This window comes from Chondromyces apiculatus DSM 436, from assembly GCF_000601485.1.
In the GTDB taxonomy this organism is placed as follows: domain Bacteria; phylum Myxococcota_A; class Polyangia; order Polyangiales; family Polyangiaceae; genus Chondromyces; species Chondromyces apiculatus.
The window spans coordinates 249232-270362 of record NZ_ASRX01000002.1 but is presented as its reverse complement, the minus strand read 5'-3'; the positions used below and the strand labels follow the sequence as shown (position 1 = coordinate 270362).

Here is a 21131-nt window from a genome sequence, read left to right as displayed (position 1 = left end):
GCTCCCCCGCACCCACAGCGACCGCGCTCGGATTGAGTGATACTGGTCCGTCCGATGAGCGGAGAACCCGCGCAATTCTCGGCCCTCACCAGGACAGCAGACGCGCCCCCCGGGCTGATCCCTGGCCGCCTCGCGCCCGACGCCTCGCCCGACGCCTCGCCCGACGCCTCGCCCGACGCCTCGCCCGACGCCTCGCTGGCGTCCTCGCTCCCGGACGTGCCGCCGCGGTCCGCGGAGATCTCGGTGGATCGCTTCCCCCTCGACCTCCTGCTGCCCGCGGGCACCCCGATCAAGCAGTACGAGATCATCCGCAAGCTCGGCGAGGGCGGCATGGGAGCCGTGTACCTCGCGCGCGATACCCGCCTGGGCAGGCTGGTGGCGATCAAGATGCTCCTTCAACATCGGGGCTCCCGCGGCGACCAGTTCATGGTCGAGGCCCGCGCCACGGCCCAGTGCAGGCACGAGAACATCGTGGTGATCCACGAGGTGGACGAGCACCAGGGCCACCCGTACATGGTGCTCGAGTACATCGAGGGCTGCACGCTGCGGGCGTGGATGGAGCGACGGGCCAGCGCCGCGAACGCGACCCTCCTCGACGGCGCGGAGACACCCGCCGTGCGCGTCTCCCCGAGCATGGCGATCGAGCTGATGATCCCCGTGGTGCGCGCGCTGGTGTGCGCCCACGCGCAGGGCATCGTCCACCGCGACCTGAAGCCGGAGAACATCCTCCTCTCCAACGCCGGGCCGGTGAAGGTCGTCGACTTCGGCATCGCCAAGCAGCTCAGCGCCGAGGCCATGTCGCGCCTCACCGGCGCGGGCCACGTCGAGGACGAGCGGGTGGGGACCATCCTCTACATGGCCCCCGAGCAGTGGCGGAACGAGGTCACCGACCAGCGCGCCGACATCTGGGCCATGGGGCTCCTCCTCTACGAGCTCTGCGCCGGGACCCACCCCCTCTGGCCCGTCCTCCCCGCGCGCATGGCCCGCGTCGCCGACCTCACCTTCCCCATGCCCTCGCTCCGGGAGGCGTGCCCCGAGGCCGGCGCCCTCGGCGCCATCGTCGACCGTTGCCTCCAGAAGCAGAAGGACGCCCGCTTCGCCTCGGCCCGGGAGCTGCTCACCATCCTCGAAGCGCTGCGCACCGGGCGCGACGTCCCGAACCTCGCGGACGACGAGAGCCCCTTCACCGGCCTCTCCGCCTTTCAGGAAGCCGACGCCGCGCGGTTCTTCGGCCGCGAAGCGGAGATCCCCGCCGTCCTCCGCCGCCTCGCCAACCAGCCGCTCCTCGCGGTCGCCGGCCCCTCGGGCGCCGGCAAGTCGTCGTTCGTGCGCGCCGGGGTGATCCCTGCCCTGAAGCGCTCGGGGGAGGGCTGGGAGGCGTTCATCCTGCGGCCCGGGCGCAGGCCCCTCGCCTCGCTGGTCGACGTGCTCACCCAGGTCACCGACCCCGCGCTCTCGCCCGCGTCCTCGCGCCACCCCGACACCAGCGGCGAGCGGGAGCGCATGCCCGGCGCCGCGGAGTTCGACGCCCTCGCCCACACCCTGAGCCACGAGCCCGGCGCCCTCGGCGCCTACCTCCGCACCCACTGCCGCCGCCGCCGCAGCAAGCTCCTGCTCTTCGTCGATCAGTTCGAGGAGCTCTACACCCTCGGCGTCGGCGCCGAGGAGCGCCGCGCCTTCCTCGCCTGCCTGGAGAGCGTCGCCGACGAGGCCTCCTCGCCCCTGCGGGTGATGCTGGCGATGCGCTCCGACTTCCTCGACCGGGTCGCTGGCGACCAGCGCCTCCTCGCCGAGGTCACCCGCGGCCTCGTGGTGCTCTCTCCCCTGGGCCGCGAGGGCCTGCGCCAGGCGCTCACCCGCCCCCTGGAGGCCCTCGACCACCGCTTCGAGAGCGAGGCCCTGGTCGAGGAGATGCTCGACGCGCTGGAGGGCGCGCGGAGCCCCCTGCCCCTCCTCCAGTTCACCGCGACCAAGCTCTGGGAAACCCGCGACCCGGCCCGGCGCCTGGTCACCCGCGAGCGCTACGAGCGCCTCGGCGGCATCGCCGGCGCCCTCTCCGCCCACGCCGACACCGTGTTCGCCGCCCTCTCGCCCCACGAGCAGCGCCTCTGCCGCGAGCTGCTTCTCCGCCTGGTCACCCCCGAGCGCACCCGCGCCGTGGTCGGCCTGGACGAGCTGCGCAAGCTCGCCCGCGAGGGCGGCGCCGCGCATGGCGCCCACGGCGCCCACGGCGAGCACGTCACGAACCCCACGGACGACGCGCGCGCCATCGAGCAGGTGGTCCAGCACCTCGGCGAGGCGCGCCTCCTCTCCATCGAGACCGATGGCGACGCCGCGCACGCCGCGCACGACGCGAGGCACGACGCCGCGCACCACCACGGCTCGACCGTCGAGCTGGTGCACGAGTCCCTCATCGACCGCTGGCCGCGGCTCGGGCGCTGGCTCGACGAGAGCGCCCTCGACGCCCAGTTCCTTGCCCGGCTCCGCACCGCCGCCCAGCAGTGGGAGGCTGACGGAGAGCCCGAGGGACTGCTCTGGCGCGACAGCGCCGCCGTGGAGGCCCGCGCCTGGATGGAGCGCCGGCGCACCCCGCAGGGCAAGGGCAGCGCGCGCCTCGGTGATCGCGAGGAGCGCTACCTCCGGGCCGTGGTGAGCCTCGCCGAGCGGGCGAGGCGCGTGCGCCGCTGGGCCTCCGCGGGCCTCATCGCCGCCCTCAGCGTGGTCGCGGTGGTGGTCTCCTCCCTCGCCGTGCGCGCCCGCGACGAGGCAGCCCGCGCCCAGCGCGCCGCCGCGCATGCCGCCGAGGAGGCCCAGCGCGCCGACCGCGAAGCCGACCACGCCCAGGCCGAGGCCCGCCAGGCCCGCAACGCCACCCGCCTCGCCGCCGCGCGCGAGCTGCAGACCGACCCCACCACCGTGCTCGCCCTCCTCCGCGAGATCGAGCTGCCCGAGGCCCCCCGCGGCTGGTCCGAGCTCGCCGGCTGGGCCCTCCGCCAGGGCGTGGCGAGCCTGGTCCTCGCCCAGCCGACCGGCATCACCCGCGCCTCCTTCAGCCCCGATGGCCAGCACATCGTCAGCGGCTCCTTCGACGACCTGGTGCGGGTGCGGCGCGCCGACGGCACCGGCGAGCCCCTCGTCCTCCGCGGCCACACCCAGCGCGTCTCCAGCGCCGCCTTCAGCCCCGACGGGAGGCGCATCGTCAGCGCCTCCCTCGACGGCACCGTGCGCGTCTGGTCCGCCGACGGCACCGGCGAACCCCTCGTCCTCCGCGACCACGAGGACGCCGTCTACTTCGCCGCCTGGAGCCCCGATGGCGAGCGCATCGTCACCGCCTCGAAGGACCGGACCGCGCGCATCTTTCGCGCCGACGGCACCGGCGAGATCGTGATCCTCCGCGGCCACGAGGACCAGGTCCGCTCCGCGACCTTCAGCCCCGACGGGAGGCGCATCGCCACTGCCTCCGAGGACAACACCGTGCGCGTCTGGCCCGCCGAGGGCAAGGGCAAGCCCATCGTCCTCCGCGGCCACACCGACGACGTCTGGCACGCCACCTGGAGCCCCGACGGCAAGCACATCGCCTCCGCTTCCAGCGACAAGACCGTGCGCCTCTGGTCCGCCGACGGCGTGGGCGAGCCCCTCGTCTTCCGCGGCCACGACGAGAAGGTCCTCTCCGCGGCCTTCAGCCCGCAGGGCACCCACCTCGTCAGCGCCTCCAGCGACAGGACCGTCCGCGTCTGGAGCGCGGGCGGCAAGGCCTCCGAGCCCATCGTCATCCGCGGCCACGCCGACGAGGTGATCTCCGCCGAGTTCGACGCCACCGGCCAGACCATCCTCAGCGCCTCCCTCGACCACACCGCGCGGGTGTGGCGCATGAGCCGCATCGTGCAGCCCATCCCCTTCCGCGGCCACCAGCGTGCCCTCACCGGCGCCGTCTGGAGCCCCGACGGCAAGCACATCGCCACCGCTTCCCTCGACAACACCGCGCGCCTCTGGAGCGTCGACGGCGCCGAGCCCCCCCACGTCCTCCGCGGCCACGACAAGGACGTCCACGCCGCCGCCTGGAGCCCCGACGGCAAGCGCATCGCCACCGCCTCCCGCGACGGCACCGCGCGCCTCTGGAACCCCGACGGCAGCGCCTCCCCCGTGGTCTTCCACCACGGCCCTGTCACCCTCAGCGTCGCCTGGAGCCCCGACGGAACCCGCCTCGTGACCGGCGGCGAGGACCGCACCGTCCGCGTCTGGAACGCCGACGGCACCGGCTCCCCCGTCGTCTTCCGCGGCCACGAAGGCCCCGTCTTCACCGTGGCGTGGAGCCCCGACGGCAAGCACATCGCCTCCGCGGGCGACGACCGCACCGCCCGCGTCTTCTGCGCCGACGGCACCGGCTCCCCCGTCGTCTTCCGCGACCACACCGACGTCATCCACGCTGTCGCCTTCAGCCCCGACAGCCGCCGCCTCGCCACCGGCTCCTGGGACGGCACGGTGCGCCTCTGGAACATCGACCACACCGGCACCCCCACCGTCCTCCGCGGCCACGACCACTGGGTCAACGACGTCGCCTGGCACCCTGGCGGCAAGACCCTCGTCACCGCGTCCCACGACAAGACCATCCGCGTCTGGAACGCCGACGGCACCGGCGAGCCCCTCGTCTTCCGCGGCCACGACGCCCCCGTGAACACCGCCGCCTGGAGCCCCGACGGCCAGCGCATCGTCAGCGCCTCCGACGACGGCACCGCCTGGATCTGGCCCGACCCCGAGCCCCTCCACGGCCTCGACGACGCGCGCCTCTGGGCGGCGACCACCTACTGCATGCCCGCCGCGCGCCGGATGGAGCTGCTCCACGTCTCCGAGGCCACGGCCCGGGCCGACGAGCAAGTCTGCCGGTCGCGGGTCGACAGCGTCCGCGCCACCGCGAAGCCCGGACCGAGGTAACCCCGGACACCTTCGAGGTGTCCCGGGAACAGGTCGGAGGTGTTCCAAGAACAGGTCCGAGGTGTTCCGCGGACACCTCCGAGGTGTTCCGAGAACAGGTCGGAGGTGTCCCCGTGACACCATATGAGTTGTCACGCGAACAGGTCGGAGGTGTTCCGAGAACAGGTCCGAGGTGTTCGCGGAACACCTCCGACCTATCCACCGGACACCTCCGAGGTGTCCCTGTGATCTCTGGTGAGGTGTCACTCGGATACCTCCCCAGGTATCCCCGAGACAGGTGGGGACCTCTCCACCAGATACCTGGGAGCGCTCAAGGGCCCGGGTAGAACGCCGCGAGGATCGTCACGATCAGGATGGCGAGGAGGACCGCCCCGAAGATCCCCAGCACGGCCATGTTCATGGCGATCTGGCCCCGGTCACCCGTGTCGAGGGCCAGGAGCCGGCGCCACCATGCAGCCCGGGGCGGCGGCTTCGCGTGCAGGGCGACCAGGAGCTGCGCGACGTTCCGGGTGTGCCCGCCGCCCAGGTTGGTCCTGAGTGCACGCACGGTGTGGAAGGGCCCCCAAGGGATGCCCCACCAGCCGAGCAGCAGCGTGGTGGCCGTGGGCAGGAGAGGTCGCCGGTCGGGGCGCGGCGCCGTGATGAACGAGATCTCCACGAGGATCAGAGAGACCAGCACCTCGTACTGGACCAGTGTCGTGGCGCGGGTGAGGCGCTGGCCGGCCCACGTGGCTTCTACCCGCCGGATCTCGTCCTCGTGCGCGACGAGCCACCGCGCCAGCCGGCGGGCCTGACGACGCTCGTTCCAGGCCCACCCGAAGAGGAAGAACGACAGACCGCTCGCCGCGGCCCAGAACAGATCGAGGCCAGCCTCGTGTTCCTGGCCGAGGACCAGCGCAACCCCTCCGACGACCACACCCAGAAAGGGTAAGGCCCAGAGCGTGCCGAGGCGCACGCCCGTGGCCCGGTCGAGGTCCCTGGACCTCAGGGTCGGCGTCTGCATCCGGCACCCGTTAGCCCAGCCTCATCACCGCAGCCATGCCCCTCCGCGATGCGCGTGGAGCACCGCGCGCGGATCGACGGCGCCACCACGGTGGCTTCCGTTGGGCACCCGACGTCGTGCCGCGGTAGGCTCCCGCCGTGCCCGAGTCCACCCCCCTGCCCCTCGCCACCCGACTCTGGTTCGCCTGGGTGTGCCTCTTCCGCGTCCTCTTCGACCCCGCGTTCGCGGCCCGCGCCTTCGCCCTGCGGCAAGGTGAGGCCGCGTCGCCCGAGCGGGAGCTCCCCCCTCCGCCCCGCAAGCGGACGCCCTCGCTGCCGTCGGCCGCGGAGCTGGCGCGCCTTCCGCAGGTGAAGCCCGCCCTGTCCGCAGCCGCGCGCGCCGCCCAGCAGACGATCCCCGATCGCCCCCGGCGCGGCCAGGCCCCGCTCTCGCCGCCGCCCGCGCCTTCGTCCGACCCTTCGTCCGAGCCCGAGTCTCCGGCCAAGCCAGAGCCCAGGCCTTCATCAGCGACCACGACCACGACCACGACCACGACCACGACCACGACCGCGCCTGCCACCCCCTCCGCGGCCGCGCCTGCGACCACGACCACGCCCGCGGCCCCCAGCACCGAGCCTGCCCTGCAGCTCCTCGCCCTGCTCCAGCGCGAGGGCCGCCTCATCGACTTCCTCCAGCAGGACATCGCCACCTTCCCCGACGCCGAGATCGGCGCCGCTGCCCGCGTCATCCACGAGGGCTGCCGCAAGGCCCTCCGCGACCACGCGACGGTCACCCCCGTCCGCACCGAGGACGAAGGAGCCCGCATCACCATCGCCTCGGGCTTCAGCCCCGCCGAGGTGAAGCTCAGCGGCAACGTGGGCGGCAGCCCGCCCTACCAGGGCGTCCTCACCCACCGCGGCTGGCGCGTCGCCCAGATCAAGCTACCCGTACCCATCGCGGGCCACGACCCCCACATCCTGGCGCCCGCCGAGGTGGAACTATGAGCGCACGCTTCGTCATCGGCATCGATCTCGGCACCACCCATTGCGCCCTCGCCTACGCCCCGCTTCCCGCCAGCGACGCGCGCAACGCCGGCGACACGCGCAATGCCAGCGACGCGCGCAATGCCAGCGACACGCGCGACCCCGCCCCCGTCAGCGTGCTCCAGGTCCCGCAGCTCGTCGCGCAGGGCACCCTCGATGCGCGGCCGCTCCTGCCCTCGTTCCTCTACCTCCCGCCGGAGAGCGAGGGCCCGCAGCCGCTGCCCTGGGACGCGGAGCGCCGCTTCGCCGTCGGCGAGCACGCCCGCGCCCGCGGCCTCGACGCCCCCGCGCGCCTCGTCGCCAGCGCCAAGAGCTGGCTCAGCCACCAGGCCATCGACCGGCGGGGCGGCGTGCTCCCCCTCGGCGCGCCCGAGGACATCGAGAAGATCTCGCCCGTCGAGGCCTCCTGGCGCTACCTGGAGCACCTCGGCGAGGCCTGGGACCAGGTGATCGCCAAGGGGGATCCCGACCTCGCCTTCGCCCAGCAGGAGGTGATGATCACCGTGCCTGCGTCCTTCGATCCCGCCGCGCGCGACCTCACCGTCGAGGCCGCGGTCGCCGCGGGCATCGAGGACGTCACCCTCCTCGAAGAGCCGCAGGCCGCGGTCTACGCCTGGATCGACGCCATCGGCGACGGGTGGCGCAAGCTGCTCAAGCCCGGCGACGTGCTGCTCATCGCCGACATCGGCGGCGGCACCACCGACTTCTCCGCCATCGCCGCGGTGGAGCAGGACGGCAACCTGGAGCTGACCCGCATCGCCGTCGGCGATCACATCCTGCTCGGCGGCGACAACATGGACCTCGCGCTCGCCCACGTGGTGCGCCAGAAGCTCGAGGCCGAGGGCAAGGAGCTCGACCGCTGGCAGATGACGGCCCTCACCCACGCCGCCCGCATCGCCAAGGAGCGCCTGCTCGGGGACGGGAGCCTGGACGCCGCGCCCATCGCGCTCGCGGCGCGCGGCTCGAAGCTCCTCGGCGGCTCGCTGCGCACCGAGCTGACCCGCGAGGAGCTGACCCGCACCCTCGTCGACGGCTTCTTCCCGGTGGTCCCCGGGAACGCCCGCCCCGCCACCCGCACCCGCGCCGGCCTCACCCAGCTCGGCCTCCCCTACGCGCAGGACCCGGCCGTGACCCGCCACCTCGCGGCGTTCCTCGGGCGTCAGGCAGGCGCCACCGCCAAGCTCCCCGGCTTCTCCGGGTCCCAGGGCGGCGCGCTGCTGCACCCCACCGCCATCCTCTTCAACGGCGGCGTGCTCAAGGGAGAGCCCCTCCGCGAGCGCCTCCTCGCCACGCTCAACGAGTGGCTCGCCGCCGATGGCGCCCCGCCCGTGCGCGTCCTGCCCGCCGCCGATCTCGACCTCGCCGTGGCCCGGGGCGCCGCTGCCTACGGCCTCTCCCGCCACGGCCGTGGCCTGCGCATCCGCGGCGGCACGGCGCGCGCGTACTACGTGGGGATCGAGGACGCGGTGCCCGCCGTCCCCGGTCTGGAGCCGCCGATCACCGCGCTCTGCGTCGCGCCCTTCGGCATGGAGGAGGGCACCGAGGCCAACCTCCCGCCCCAGGAGCTGATGGTCGTGGTGGGCGAGCCGGTGCACTTCCGGTTCTTCGGCTCCTCGGTGCGGCGCGACGATCAGCCCGGCACCGAGCTTCCTCGCTGGAAGCCCGGCGAGCTGGAAGAGCTGTCCCCGATCGAGGTCACCCTCCCGGCGGAGGGGCGCCCCGAGGGCGACGTGGTCCCCGTCCACCTGCACGCCTCCATCACCGAGATCGGCACGCTCCTCCTCGAAGCGATCCCGACGAGCCCGCAGAAGCCCAACGAGCGCTGGCGGGTGGAGCTGTCGGTCCGCTCCGAGGCGTGACGCAGGCCGCGCTCACTTCCGGGCGAGGGGGATGTCGCCGCTCAGCCCCCACTGCCTGCTGAACGCGCTGTTCCAGTCGCTGGCAGAGGTGCGCGCGTACCAGGTCCCGTTGCCGGGACGCCACACGGTCATCTCGGAGCGCCCGTCGCCATCGAGGTCGACGCTGGCGAGGGGGATGTCGCCGCTCAGGCCCCACTGCCTGCTGAATGCGCTGTTCCAGGTGCTCGACGAGGTGCGCACGTACCAGGTCCCGTTGCTCGGTCGCCAGACCGCCATGTCCGCCCGGCCATCGCCGTCGAAGTCGGTGCTGGCGAACGGCACGTCACCGCTCAGGCCCCACTGCCTGCTGAAAGTGCTGTTCCAGGTGCTCGACGAGGTGCGCACGTACCAGGTCCCGTTGCTCGGTCGCCAGACCGCCATGTCCGCCTGACCATCGCCGTCGAAGTCGGTGTCGGCGAGCGGCGTGTCACCACTCAATCCCCACTGCCTGACGATCGAGGTGCTCCAGTTGCTCGACGAGGTGAGCACGTACCAGGTCCCGTTGCTGGGTCGCCAGACGGTCATGTCCGCCCGGCCATCGCCGTCGAAATCGTTCTGCCCCGATGATCCCAGCGCGGACACGATCACCAGCGCATCCGCGCTCTCCGACACCGCCTCGTCGCTCTCCGACACCGCCTCGTCGCTCTCCGGAGGAGCGACCGCGCTCTCCAAGGGCATCTCCGTGCTCTCCGGGATCGCCGCATCGTCCTCCGCGGCCGCACTGGCGTTGTTCTCGCCGCTGTCGCTTTCGTCCTCCGTCGCCGTGATTCCACACGCAAAGGCCCCGCTCGCGAGGGAGGCGAGGAGGATAAGGGTGATTCTACCTGGATTCATCGTTCATGCTCCCGATGGGTGAAAGTGTTCTGGATGGCGATAGACGATCGATCGCCTCGTTCCCGTCACGCATGACCCTTGCCAGCGGGTGCTCGCCCGATGGAGGTCACGCGTTCATCCGCGCTCAACATGCGAATGACGGGTCGCGCGGCCAAGTCCCATGAAAACGTCAGATGTCCGTCATACTGCGCCGCAAGGACGAATACGACGCGCACCTTCTCGATAATGGCGGCACGCCTGCTGCATCCGATTCACCAGCCATGAATCGTTCTTCCAGCCGAGAGCGACCACCGAGCAGCGGCTGCGTGAGGGCCGCCAGCGTCCCCCTCAGGGCCGCAGGGTGACGACGAGGGCCTCGCAGCCCGCCACCGCTCACTTCCGGGCGAGGGGGATGTCGCCGCGCAAGCCCCACTGACGGGTGAACGCGTCGTACCACCCGCTCCCCGAGGTGAGCGCGTACCAGGTTCCGTTGCTCGGTCGCCACACCATCATCTCGGAGCGCCCATCGCCGTCGGTGTCGACGTTGGAGAGCGGGATGTCCCCGCTCAAGCCCCACTGCCGCGACAGCGAGACGTTGAAGTTGCTGATGGAGACGAGCACGTACCAGGTGCCGTTGCTGGGACGCCACACGGCCATGTCGGCACGACCATCGCCGTCGAAGTCGGCCCCGGCGAACGGCACGTCGCCCCTGAGCCCCCACTGCCGGGAGATCGAGCCATTCCAGGTGCTCGACGAGGTGCGCGCGTACCAGGTGCCGTTGCTGGGACGCCACACGGCCATGTCGGCACGACCATCGCCATCGAGGTCGGTATGCGCGAGGGGGATGTCCCCGCTCAGGCCCCATTGCCGGCTGAGCGAGCCATTCCAGTTGCTCGACGAGGTGCGCACGTACCAGGTGCCATTGCTGGGCCGCCACACGGCCATGTCGGCACGACCATCGCCGTCGAAGTCCGTGTCCGCGAGCGGCATGTCCCCGCGCAAGCCCCACTGCCGGACGAGTGAGGTATTCCAGTTGCTCGACGAGGTGCGCACGTACCAGGTGCCATCGCTCGGTCGCCACACGGCCATGTCGACGCGACCATCGCCGTCGAAGTCCGTGTTCGCGAGCGGCATGTCCCCGAGGAGGCCCCATTGCCGGACGATCGACGAGCCCCAGGCGCTCGACGAGGTGAGCACGTACCAGGTGCCGTTGCTGGGCCGCCATACGGCCAGGTCGGCCAGGCCATCGCCGTCGAAGTCGTTCTGGCCGAGGGAGCTGGCCGTGGTGACGACGGTCAGGTCCTCCGCGCTCTCGCCGACGTCCAGCTCGCCCTCCGACTCCGATGGCCTATCCGCGCTCTCCGGAGACACGTCGCCGCTCTCCAGGAGCGCCTCTGTGCCCTCGGGTTCCTGATCGCGCTCCTCCCACGGCAGCGGGGGTCCGCACGCGAACCCGCTGGCGCCGAGAAGGACGAGGATGACACGGGTGAATCGACCTGAGTTCATGGCTCACGCTCCTGTTGGACGAGAGGGGCACGTGGCTGGCGGTGCACGTGGTGGTGCACGCGGAGGCGCACGTGGCAGTGCGCGCGGTGGTCAGTAGCAACGCCTCCAGTCGATGTTGAACACCATCTGGAACTCACCCGTCTGCTGCGAGACCCGGATCACCCCGCTGCGGCGGCGGTTCGCCGAGTTGTCCACCTGGACCGTCGCGAGGGCCGTCATCGGGCGGTTACGGCCGCAGGTAGACCAGTTGGCGATGGTGTAATCGCCCACCAGGTCGAAGTCCTGGCCACCCACCAGGGTGGGGCCAGGGAGGCGGACCTCCCGCGATACCGGCAGTTGCCCGGGGAAGCTGAGCTTCGAGCTGAACCGCCCGGTCACGTAGCTGTCGAGCTGCGCGCTGCCGCTGTACGCGACGCTCGACACCGTCCACGACCAGCCCGCCGGGAAGCTGAGGTTGATGGTCGCCGTGCACGACTTCACGCTCTCCTGGAGCGGCACGCCTGGTCCCGCGGTGGCGTGGAACTCGTCGTAGGTGATGACGAACGCTTGCAGATCCTCCGTCAGCTCCACGTACGCCGTGCCTGGAGGGCACGCCGATCCGTTGAGGTTCAGGCTGCTGATCGTGACATTCGGGGGCACGTCCACCCCCGGGATGCCTGCCATTGCCGCGCCGGTCAGGGTCATCGCCGCTGTCGCCAGCGCGCCGATGACCAACCTGTGCATCTTGAGCTTCATGTTGACCTTCCTTTCACGTCATCCGAAGACATCGAGCAAAGACCTCACTCCCTCTCTTCAGCACTCCCTCCAGGAGAGCCGGTACAGGATCGCCTGGTAATCACCGCCGAGGGTCGCCAGGCCCCGCAGCGACGGCACGCCCAGGCTCGACATGCCGAGGGTGACGCCGAGGTTCATCGGCCTGTCCAGGCCGCAGAACGAGGCGACGGCGCCCGGGCCGAAGTTGGAGCCCACCAGGTAGGGCTCGCCGTCGCCCGAGCCCTCCAGGATGGCGGTGCGCGCCGACATCCTCGATCCCAGGAACCAGTAACGGGTGGAATGCAGGGCGATGGTCCCCGGGTCCATGTTCGCGTACCCCAGGTAGCTCACCCGATCGATCGCGAAGCGATACCCCTGGGGCAGCGACAGCCTGAGCTGGATGTCGCAGGCGCTGAGGACAGCGGCCTGCGGGACCCCAGGGCCCACCGCAGCCGTGAGCTGGCCCTGGCCGAACTGGAGAACGAGCCAGCCGCCGTCCTCGGAGAAGGAAGCGGTGACGGCGGAGGAATCAGGACAGCCTGAGCCCGAGGCCGTGACGCGCTTCACCATGGGACGCTCGCTCCCCTCCGGGAGCAGCGCGGACCCTTCGTCGCTGGAGCCCGCGGCAGATGCGCCTCCGCTCAGCGTGACGCCGGCGAGCGCGGCGACGAGGGTGAATCTCGCAAGGGCCGTGTTCATCTCCATCTCCTCCTGTGAGTGGGCGCATCGGTCTGCGCGCCACGTGGGTGCGGGCCGAGCCCGCGAGCGCCACCGCGCGTCCATGTCGCCAGCGGGCGCTCGTCCGACGGTAGGACGACGCACGCATGCCCCTCCAGCATGCAAAAGCCAGACGCGGCACGAGGCCCCGCGCCGATCACCCGGTGCTCACCCCACACTGTCGGCAGCGCGACGCACCCACCCCTCGCTCGTCTGTGCTGCGCTAGGCTCGCGCCTGTGAAGCGACGCCTCACCTCCCCGCAGGCCTTTTTCTCCCTCGTTCTCTCCTTCGCGGCGATGTCGTGCGCCGGCAGCCCGAAGCCTCCCGACAGGCCCGTCTCCGCAACCACGCCCGCGGCGCGGTCGGCGGCTCCCGAGCAACCAGCGGTGCCTCTTCAGGGCAAGGCCGCGGCGATTGATCGCCTCCTGCGCACGTACACGCGCCTCGGTCAGTTTCATGGCGCCGCGCTCGTCGCCGAGCATGGCAAGGTCATCTACCGGCAGGCTTCCGGCTCGGCGATCCTGGAGTGGGGCACGCCCAACACGCTGGACACGAAGTTCCTCATCGCCTCCGTGACCAAGCCCTTCACGGCCACGCTGGTGATGCAGCTCGTGCAGGAGGGCAAGCTGCAGCTCGAAGGAACGCTCGGCGCCTACCTTCCCGAGCTCACCACCACGCCGGCCGCAAAGGTCACGGTGCATCAGCTCCTGTCCCACACCTCCGGCCTCTCCAGCCCCGTGAACGGCAACCCCGACTTCTGGCCCGGCGACGGCCGGCGCAGCTATACCGTCGCGGAGTTCGTGCGCGCGCACATCAAGGGCAACCTCGATTACGACCCCGGCACGCGCTGGGCCTACAACAACGCCGGGTACTACCTGCTCGGGGTCCTCGTCGAGCGGGTGACGGGCCACGACTACGAGCAGGCGCTGAGGGCGCGCGTCCTCGCGCCGTCGGGCATGACCCAGACCGGGCTCGCGCGCGAGGGTGCCATCGTCCCGCGCGCGGCGTTCGGGTACTCGAAGGAGCTCGGCGAGATCATCGCCGCCCCTTACGTGAACCCGTCCTCCTACTACGCCGCGGGGGGCCTCTACACGACGGTGGACGACCTGTACCTGTGGGACCGCGCCCTCGCGGCAGGCAAGCTCCTCTCCCCCGAGACGCTGCGGCGCATGGCCACGCCCGTCCTGCAAGACTACGGCTACGGCTGGGACATCAAGCCCTGGGAGGTCGGCAAGACCGGCAAGACGCTCCCCGTGATGATGCACAGCGGGAACGTCCTCGGCTTCTCTAGCCTGGTGGTGAGGTCCACCTCGGACGACGCCCTCATCGTCCTGCTCGACAACATGAGCGAGGGAGACACGGTGCCCGCCCTCGGCCACGGCATCTTCGACATCCTGCACGGCGAGACGCCTCCGGAGCCGAAGCAGCGCCTCGCCGACGTCCTCGGCCCCGTGCTCCGGCAGCACGACGTCGAGGCCGTGGAGCGGGAGATCAAGCGCCTCAGGCGCGAAGCCCCCGACGTCTGCGATCTCGGGGAGCGCAGCATGAACAGCTTCGGCTACCAGCTCCTGCACCGGAAGCGGGTGGACGCGGCGGTCCGGATCTTCCAGCTCAACGTCGAGAGCTTCCCCACGTCCGGCAACGTGCACGACAGCCTGGGCGAGGCCTACCAGGTGCGCGGCGACAAGGCGCTCGCCATCGCGAGCTACCGCAGGTCCCTGGAGCTGGATCCGACGAACACCAACGCCGAGATCAAGCTGAAGGAGCTGGGCGCCCCGCGCTGAGCCCCCCACGCAGCCCTGCCGCGTTCACCGCCGCCGGCCGCTCACTGCTGCCAGAGGAACTTCGCCTCGTGCTCCTCGGGGCAGCAGAACAGGTAGCCATCGCCGCCGCCTCTTGCTCGGGCGCGTGCTCGTACCCCTTGGCGAGCTTCTCGCGCACGGCCTTCTCGTAGGCGACCCTCGCGTCACCCGTGCTCTCGAACGTGTAGCCCTTCTCGCTCGCCTTGCCGCCGCGGCGCCCCCAGCGCGCGATCCACGCAGTGCCCTTGCGCAAGACGAACCAGAATTTGTCGCTCTCCCCCTCCTGCAGCCGCAGCCACACCGCAGACGCCACCGCCTCCGGCTTCGGCGTGGTGCTCTTCGCAGCCGTGCCGCCCTTCGCCGCGCCGCCCTTCGCTGCCGCGCCGCCCTTCCCTGCCGCGCTGCCCTTCGCCGCGCTGCCCTTCCCTGCCGCTCCCTCGGCCTCTCCCGGCGCTGACACCTCCTCCGCCTCCCCCGTCGCCTCCCCCGTCGCTGCTGCGTCGAGCGCCTCTCCGATCGCCACCTCCGCCAGCGATGACTCACTCGCCACCACCAGCACGCGGCACCCGCTGTCGTACGCGACGATGCCCCAGGGCTGGGGCAGGACAGCCACCCCGGCGCGCCCCCACGCGCCAGCGAGCGGCTCGCCCACGTCGCGCCATACGCCGTCTGCACCAAGCTCGCGCACGGTGAGGCCGCCGCGGGCGCTCCGCTGCGCGTCGATCGCGCCATCCATGTCGCGCGTCCCCGCGAAGTGCACCAGCACGCCCCGCACCGGGTCGAAGACGAAGCTGTCGCTCGACGCGACCTGGATGCCGTTCTCCTGCGGGATGGGCGCGAAGGACTGGCCGTTCCAGGCGCCAAGCAGGAGGCCCTGGCCGAAGGCAGCGTCGTAGGTCGAGAAGAGCCACACCGGCGTGCGGCGCGCGGTGTCGACGTGGAAGGAGCTTCCGCCGTGCAGGTAGCGGCCAAAGCCGAGTGGCACGCCGAGCGCGTCCCCCTGGGCGACGAGGGTCCCCGAGCCGTCCTCGGCGACGCGCCACACCTCGCGGTTGCCCAGCGCGAGGAGCCAGAGGGCCTTCTCCTCCGGGTGCTAGAGAAGGAGGTGCGGCTGGCCAGGCGTGTCAGGGACCGGGGGGAGGGTGGTCTCGGAGAGGAGGCGGGCGGCGAGGGAAGCCATGGCGGACGCTCGTACAGAGGCCGCGGAGGGGCGTCAAAGCGGGGAGGTCGTGGAGAGAGAGTCGCTCCGCGACGTGCCTCAGGAACCTTCGCTCCCGCTCCCCTCGACCGTGGCCACCACGGCGCGCCGGTGCATCTCCTTGAGCACCTCACTGCGATCCTTGCGCCGGACCAGCTCGTCGAGGTCACCGGGACCGATCAGGATCACGAGTTTGTTCTCCCTGGCCCGCTGCAGTTGTTGCGTCTGCACCGTCTCGGCGAAGCCACCCGGTGCGATGAAGAGCGCCAGCCGACAGCGATCGTAGCGCCCGTCGAGCTTGCCCCAGAGATCGCGCAGCTCCTTGGTGCCGACGTGCTTCGACCAGTTCTTGCACTCGACCAGGAGGTACGGCGACTCCTTCTGCCAGAACGGGTCCAAGGAGCTGTTCTGCACGAGGAGGTCGAGCTCCTCGATGTCATTCCGGAGGCGGAGATCGAGGCGCTCGAAGCCGGGGATGGTCCTGAAGATCAGGGCGACGAGCTGCTCCAGGAGAACGCCCTTGCGGTTGCGGTCTTGCTCGGTCTGGACCTCTTCCCAGGTGGACTGGATCGCGCGCTCGGTGCCGTCAGGGTCGAGGGTGCCGAGCCAGCGCTCCCGCACCGCTTCCATGGCGTTGCGCACTTTGACCTGGAGCATCGTCCCGAAGACGGAGGTCTTCTCCAGGTAGTCGTAGGCACCCTCCCGGAACGCGCGCTCGATGGCCTCTTTGCTGGCGTAGGCTGTGACCAGCAACACCTTGGCACCCGGCGCACGTTGGCGGGCCTGAGTGATGAGATCCAGGCCGAGGTCAGGGCCCCCAGGACCTTGAAGCTTCTGGTCGACGAGCACGATGCTCCATCCAGGTTTGTCGAGCAGCCGGAGCGCGTCGGCGTGGGTCGTGGCGGTCACGACCCTGTAGCCCGCGTCGGAGAGCAGATCATTGTAGGCCTCCAGAAATGCCGGATCGTCATCGACGATGAGAATTCTTCCGTAGCCGCTCATCTGCTCTGTGCCTTCTTCGTAGGTACCACGATCTCGAATCGAGCGCCGCCCAGCGGGCTTCCCCCGCACGAGACAGCCCCCTGCATCTCGCCCTCCACGACCTGGCGCACCATGGAGAGCCCCTGACCGCTGCCGCCAGGGCGCAGTGCGATGCCCTGCTCGAAGATGGCCCGTCGCTGCTCGGGAGGAACACCAGGGCCGTCGTCGTCCACGTGGATCGCGACCTCTTGCTCGCGCACCTCGATCGCCAGCGCCACGGTCCCAGCCTTGCCGGAGGAAGGCGGTGCGGCATGAACGGCCTGGGCAGCATTGCGGAGGAGGTTGGTCACCGCGAGGACAAAGCGCGCGCGTGGGCCGGACACGAGCGCTGGCTCCTGGGGAACGGTGAGCTGGAGGCTGCCATTCAGCTCGCTGGAGACGCCCGCGACCGCATCGCGTACCGCGGCCATGACGTCGAAGGACGTTGAAGGTTCGACGCCGAGGTTGGCGACGCGCAGCATCTCGTCGGCGAACTGCAGAGCCCGCAGGAGGCCGGCCTCGACGCGCGCGCGGCTTCGCTGGAACGGCTCCGAACTGGCAGAGTCCCCGAGATCGCTGGCGAGGCGAGAGAGGGCAAGCTGGGAAGGGATGAGCGCGTTGCGGATCTCGTGGGCCACCATGCGCGCTTGCAAGGCCGTTGCCTCGGCCGCGCCATCAGGCAGCGTCTGGTTCACGTTCAGGCGCAAGGCATCAAGAATCTGAGCGTTCTCATCGCGAAGCAACGCGGCAGCCAGAACTGCAAAGGGAGTTGGATGTCCGTTGGCAATCTCTTCGAGGAGTGGTCGTGAACTCTTGAAAACCTCGTAGGAGAAGCCTCCCCCCCACTCCGGCGGTCGTGGCGTGTATGTCAAGATCCCCATCAGGTCGAGGCGCTCGAATGCAGAGGTGGAGAAATTCCACACCGGAGGCTCTGACACCACGTCACCGAACTCGTCCTGATAGTATGTGAGCCCCCCCGAGGGCACCGTGATGAGCTGCGCAGCCAATTCCTGAGAGATACGCCATTCATCCCGGGGCCCTTGCGTTTGAGCGGCCTCCAGAGTGAGGAGCCAGCGAACCGCATCCAACCCTCTGAGGCCGAGGAACGTGCTCCCGCTCCGGGTGATGACCATACGGTCTCCAGCGCGACGGACGGCCTGGATCTCCAGAGCATACTGCTCGGGCTTCGGGTCCTCCGACTTGGCCTCTGTTTCCGCCTGCGTGAGGGCGTTCATGGCAAGACGAAGGACCTCTCGATCGCTGTATGAAGAGGTTGCCGCGCTCCGCTGGTCCACTGTGGCGCTGAGCGCGAGTCTCAACAACTCCGACAACTCCTCGGCGGAAGCACCAGGCAAGAGATGCTCGACAAGGAGGGCGGCCAGATGCTGGCAGAAGGGCCGGAAGCACTGCTGAATACGATCAGCCACGTCTCGCTCCGCGCCCTGTGCGGAAGGCTCAAGGCGATCTCGCTCCGCGAGGAAGTATCGGAGCAGGGCGGCGTGATCGAGCTGGATGACGCGCTCTGCAGGAACATGGGCCACTTGCTCCAGGTACTCCCGGAGCCTGTCTAGAAAGCGCATGTGCTCGTCTCACTCTCCACGGCTGCCCTCATCGACGCCATGCATCGTCCCGCACCGTATCTCAAGCTCCTCCTGCGAGATCATCCGCTTCGGCACCCGCTGCGCGCACGCCACCCGCGCCGCCACCTGCCCTCGCTGCACCGCCTCCTCCATCGGCCTCCCCTCCAGCACGTGGCTCACCAGGAAGCCCACCGCCAGCGCATCGCCAGCCCCGTTCGTGTCCACCACCGGCAACTCCAGCGCCGCCACCTGGAATCGCCGCACGCCTCCCTCGCGCGTCGCCAGCGCGCATCCCGCTGCGCCCATGCCGATCACCAGTGCCCGCGCCCGCCCTGCCCCGAGCAGCGCCCTGGCCAGCGGCTCGGGGTCCGGATGATTCACACCTGAGCAGAACAGGTAATCCGCAGCCTCCACGAAATCGCGTCTATATTCATCTGCCGCATTCACCACATCCTGAAGGTCCACCGCAATCAGCGCCCCCACCTCCCTCGCAATCGGCAATACCCTCCGCCCCCAGTTGGGGATGTTCACGTGCACGAGCTGCGCCCCGGCCATCACCTCCCGGCACACGGCGAGGTCGGGCGCGAAGGTCATGTGACCCTTGCCGTCGTAGAAGTTCTTCCGGCGGCCTCCGGGGTAGATCAGGTTCGCGCTCCGGGCCGTGCCCTGCGGATCGACGAACACACCGCGCGCGTCGATGCCCTCGGCGGCGAGCGCTTCCCGGATCACGCGACCCGCCGGGTCGTCGCCGACGGTGCCGAGGAAGGCGGTGCGCCTCCCCAGCGCGGCGTAGCTGCGGCTCGCGTAACCGCCGGCCTGGCCGACGCAGTCGATGTTCTCGGTGAAGTTGCCCTCCACGGACCAGTCGATGTCGTCGCCGTACAGGTACACGCAGGTGTCGATGCCGATGTTGCCCACCACCACGACCTCGGCCCGCTCCGCTTCACGCATGGTCCTCTGCTCCTCCGCGCCGCCTCTCTCCTCCACGCCGCCGCTTCCTCCTCCGCACCGGCCTGGTTGTCTCCGCCCTCTCCCACAAAAACCCGGACGCGCTGTGGGTTTTCTCACGCCGGGGACCCGGCTCAGTTGACAGGGTGGCGGGCTGTTTATAGGTGGGGAGGACAACGTCAGTCAGGAGTCACCCTGCGCATGCGATCCCTTCTTACCCTTGTTCCTGCCATCGCGATCGCGGCATCCCTCGCGGCCTGTGAGCGCGAGTCCGACCTGAAGCCGCCGGGGGGCGCGAAGCCGGGTCCCGCGGCGAAGCCGAGCGCCGCGAGCAGCGCGAAGGTCGCCGAGGCAACGATGGCCTCCACGGAGCTGCAGGAGGAGCTGAAGAAGCTCAAGCCCCTGCCGAAGCGCATGGATATCGAGAAGAACCCGGCGACGGAGGCGAAGATCAACCTCGGGAGGATGCTCTACTACGAGCCGCGCCTCTCGAAGAACCACGACATCTCCTGCAACTCCTGCCACGACCTCTCGGCGTATGGCGTCGACGGCAAGCCGTTCTCGCCCGGCCACAAGGGGCAGCTCGGGGGGCGCAGCTCGCCGACCAGCTACAACGCGGGCAACCACGTCTCGCAGTTCTGGGACGGGCGCGCGGCGACGCTGGAGGACCAGGCCAAGGGGCCGATCCTGAACCCGGTGGAGATGGCCATGCCCGACGAGAAGAAGGTGCTGGAGACGCTGGCCTCCATCAAGGAGTACGTGGCGCTCTTCAAGGAGGCCTTCCCGGGCGAGCAGGATCCGGTGACGTACGACAACCTCGCCAGGGCGATCGGGGCGTTCGAGCGCGGGCTGGTCACGCCGTCGCGGTTCGACAAGTACCTCACGGGCGACAAGAACGCGCTCACCCAGGAGGAGCAGAACGGGCTGGCGAAGTTCCTCACCGTGGGGTGCCAGAGCTGCCACGACGGCGAGGCCCTCGGCGGCACGACGTACCAGAAGCTCGGGAAGATGAACGCCTTCGCGGAGCTGAAGGACTTCGGGCGCTTCGACGCGACGAAGAAGGACGACGACAAGTTCTTCTTCCGCGTGCCGTCGCTGCGGAACATCGCCAAGACAGGGCCGTACTACCACGACGGCCACATCAAGACGCTGGAGGAGGCCGTGGACAAGATGGCCTGGCACCAGCTCAACGTGAAGCTCAAGGAAGGCGAGATGAAGAGCATCGTCACCTTCCTGAACGCGCTCACCGGCGATCTGCCCACCGACTACATCAAGAAGCCCGAGCTGCCGAAGAGCGGGCCGAAGACCCCCAAGCCCGATCCGAGCTGAGCCGACGCAGCGCGCTCGCCCGAGCGGCGCGCCCTCCCGTCCTGCTGGCATCCCGCCCTGGCGTCCCGCCCTCGGCTGCGGCAGAGACAGCCGCATGGCCGAGCTGCTCATCAACATCGACGTCGACGATCTCCCGCGGGCCGTGGCGTTCTACACGCGGGCCTTCGGGCTGACCGTGGGGCGACGCTTCGGCGACGCGGGCGTCGAGCTGCTCGGCGCGGCCTCGCCCCTGTACCTCCTCGCCAAGGCCGCCGGCACCCAGCCAGTCCCCGCGCCGCGCGGCGCGGGAGACGGTGGCGCGGCAGGGGCGCGTGACTACCACCGACACTGGACGCCGGTGCACCTCGACGTCGCGGTGGCCGATCTGGAGGCTGCCGTGAAGCAGGCCGAGGATGCCGGCGCCGTCCTGGAAGCGCCCCTCAGCACCTCGGGCTGGGGGCGGATGGCGTGCATGGCCGACCCGTTCGGCCACGGTTTTTGCCTGCTCCAGTTCCACGGCCAGGGCTACGACGCCATCACCACGGGCCGCGGCTGATGGCTGCCGCGCGCAGCGGCCGGTCGCACGACCCATGACAGCGAGGGCGCGGCGTACCAGAATCCCCGCGCCGT

The 21131-nt window shown here is 70.5% G+C and carries 15 protein-coding genes; 6 read left to right on the top strand and 9 right to left on the bottom strand.

The window, feature by feature from the left end; translation table 11 throughout:
* Window positions 1–54 precede the first annotated feature (54 nt).
* Window positions 55–4932 (top strand): serine/threonine-protein kinase, encoded by a 4878-nt coding sequence (locus CAP_RS01385; protein WP_081864439.1) that lies wholly within the window; start codon window positions 55–57, stop codon window positions 4930–4932.
* Between the two features lie 310 nt (window positions 4933–5242).
* Here CAP_RS01385 and CAP_RS01380 read toward each other — a convergent pair whose 3' ends face one another.
* Window positions 5243–5935, bottom strand: a complete 693-nt coding sequence (locus tag CAP_RS01380; RefSeq protein WP_044235078.1) for a hypothetical protein — start codon at window positions 5933–5935, stop codon at window positions 5243–5245.
* Window positions 5936–6072: 137 nt separating this feature from the next.
* Between CAP_RS01380 and CAP_RS01375 the strand changes: the two genes are divergently transcribed.
* Window positions 6073–6918 carry a DUF2760 domain-containing protein gene (locus CAP_RS01375; RefSeq protein ID WP_044235076.1) on the top strand — a complete coding sequence of 282 codons (846 nt, stop codon included), beginning with the start codon at window positions 6073–6075 and terminating at the stop codon, window positions 6916–6918.
* Window positions 6915–8816, top strand: coding sequence for an Hsp70 family protein (locus CAP_RS01370; RefSeq protein ID WP_044235074.1), 1902 nt, complete (start codon window positions 6915–6917; stop codon window positions 8814–8816). The genes CAP_RS01375 and CAP_RS01370 overlap by 4 nt, the downstream gene beginning before the upstream one ends.
* A 12-nt stretch (window positions 8817–8828) precedes the next feature.
* On the opposite strand, the gene CAP_RS01365 is transcribed toward CAP_RS01370, so the two are convergent.
* The 4 genes from CAP_RS01365 to CAP_RS01350 form a co-directional block, all read right to left on the bottom strand.
* Window positions 8829–9689, bottom strand: a complete 861-nt coding sequence (locus CAP_RS01365) for an FG-GAP repeat domain-containing protein (protein ID WP_052373932.1) — start codon at window positions 9687–9689, stop codon at window positions 8829–8831.
* Window positions 9690–10061: 372 nt separating this feature from the next.
* A complete protein-coding gene (locus CAP_RS01360) occupies window positions 10062–11174 on the bottom strand; it encodes an FG-GAP repeat domain-containing protein (protein WP_052373931.1) in 1113 nt (370 codons plus the stop codon).
* A gap of 90 nt (window positions 11175–11264) precedes the next feature.
* Window positions 11265–11909 (bottom strand): DUF4360 domain-containing protein, encoded by a 645-nt coding sequence (locus CAP_RS01355; RefSeq protein ID WP_044235072.1) that lies wholly within the window; start codon window positions 11907–11909, stop codon window positions 11265–11267.
* A 57-nt stretch (window positions 11910–11966) separates the two neighbouring features.
* A complete protein-coding gene (locus CAP_RS01350) occupies window positions 11967–12626 on the bottom strand; it encodes a DUF4360 domain-containing protein (protein WP_197040941.1) in 660 nt (219 codons plus the stop codon).
* Between the two features lie 255 nt (window positions 12627–12881).
* On the opposite strand from CAP_RS01350, the gene CAP_RS01345 reads away from it, so the two are divergent.
* A complete protein-coding gene (locus CAP_RS01345) occupies window positions 12882–14429 on the top strand; it encodes a serine hydrolase (protein WP_197040940.1) in 1548 nt (515 codons plus the stop codon).
* Here CAP_RS01345 and CAP_RS01340 read toward each other — a convergent pair.
* The 4 genes from CAP_RS01340 to CAP_RS01325 form a co-directional block, all read right to left on the bottom strand.
* Window positions 14398–15492 carry a WGR domain-containing protein gene (locus CAP_RS01340; RefSeq protein ID WP_044235066.1) on the bottom strand — a complete coding sequence of 365 codons (1095 nt, stop codon included), beginning with the start codon at window positions 15490–15492 and terminating at the stop codon, window positions 14398–14400. The two genes, CAP_RS01345 and CAP_RS01340, sit on opposite strands and share 32 nt — an antisense overlap.
* A 213-nt stretch (window positions 15493–15705) precedes the next feature.
* Window positions 15706–16647 carry a response regulator gene (locus CAP_RS01335; protein WP_044235064.1) on the bottom strand — a complete coding sequence of 314 codons (942 nt, stop codon included), beginning with the start codon at window positions 16645–16647 and terminating at the stop codon, window positions 15706–15708.
* Window positions 16644–18245, bottom strand: coding sequence for a sensor histidine kinase (locus CAP_RS01330; protein ID WP_044235060.1), 1602 nt, complete (start codon window positions 18243–18245; stop codon window positions 16644–16646). Before CAP_RS01330 ends, CAP_RS01335 begins: the two co-directional genes overlap by 4 nt.
* A gap of 9 nt (window positions 18246–18254) precedes the next feature.
* Window positions 18255–19196: a carbohydrate kinase family protein gene (locus CAP_RS01325; RefSeq protein ID WP_044235292.1), complete on the bottom strand. Its 942-nt coding sequence runs from the start codon at window positions 19194–19196 to the stop codon at window positions 18255–18257.
* Window positions 19197–19394: 198 nt separating this feature from the next.
* Between CAP_RS01325 and CAP_RS01320 the strand changes: the two genes are divergently transcribed.
* Together CAP_RS01320 and CAP_RS01315 are read left to right on the top strand one after the other, a co-directional pair.
* Window positions 19395–20522 (top strand): cytochrome-c peroxidase, encoded by a 1128-nt coding sequence (locus tag CAP_RS01320; protein ID WP_044235056.1) that lies wholly within the window; start codon window positions 19395–19397, stop codon window positions 20520–20522.
* 94 nt (window positions 20523–20616) lie between these two features.
* Window positions 20617–21057, top strand: a complete 441-nt coding sequence (locus CAP_RS01315; RefSeq protein ID WP_044235053.1) for a VOC family protein — start codon at window positions 20617–20619, stop codon at window positions 21055–21057.
* The last annotated feature ends 74 nt before the right edge of the window (window positions 21058–21131 follow it).

Excerpts from the sequence above, each read along its gene's own strand:
- CAP_RS01315 (WP_044235053.1), top strand. The coding sequence starts at position 20,617 with ATGGCCGAGCTGCTCATCAACATCGACGTCGACGATCTCCCGCGGGCC.
- CAP_RS01365 (WP_052373932.1), bottom strand. The coding sequence starts at position 9,689 with ATGAATCCAGGTAGAATCACCCTTATCCTCCTCGCCTCCCTCGCGAGC.
- CAP_RS01355 (WP_044235072.1), bottom strand. The coding sequence starts at position 11,909 with ATGAAGCTCAAGATGCACAGGTTGGTCATCGGCGCGCTGGCGACAGCG.
- CAP_RS01360 (WP_052373931.1), bottom strand. The coding sequence starts at position 11,174 with ATGAACTCAGGTCGATTCACCCGTGTCATCCTCGTCCTTCTCGGCGCC.
- CAP_RS01350 (WP_197040941.1), bottom strand. The coding sequence starts at position 12,626 with ATGAACACGGCCCTTGCGAGATTCACCCTCGTCGCCGCGCTCGCCGGC.
- CAP_RS01370 (WP_044235074.1), top strand. The coding sequence starts at position 6,915 with ATGAGCGCACGCTTCGTCATCGGCATCGATCTCGGCACCACCCATTGC.
- CAP_RS01325 (WP_044235292.1), bottom strand. The coding sequence starts at position 19,196 with ATGCGTGAAGCGGAGCGGGCCGAGGTCGTGGTGGTGGGCAACATCGGC.
- CAP_RS01320 (WP_044235056.1), top strand. The coding sequence starts at position 19,395 with ATGCGATCCCTTCTTACCCTTGTTCCTGCCATCGCGATCGCGGCATCC.
- CAP_RS01385 (WP_081864439.1), top strand. The coding sequence starts at position 55 with ATGAGCGGAGAACCCGCGCAATTCTCGGCCCTCACCAGGACAGCAGAC.
- CAP_RS01380 (WP_044235078.1), bottom strand. The coding sequence starts at position 5,935 with ATGCAGACGCCGACCCTGAGGTCCAGGGACCTCGACCGGGCCACGGGC.
- CAP_RS01330 (WP_044235060.1), bottom strand. The coding sequence starts at position 18,245 with ATGCGCTTTCTAGACAGGCTCCGGGAGTACCTGGAGCAAGTGGCCCAT.
- CAP_RS01335 (WP_044235064.1), bottom strand. The coding sequence starts at position 16,647 with ATGAGCGGCTACGGAAGAATTCTCATCGTCGATGACGATCCGGCATTT.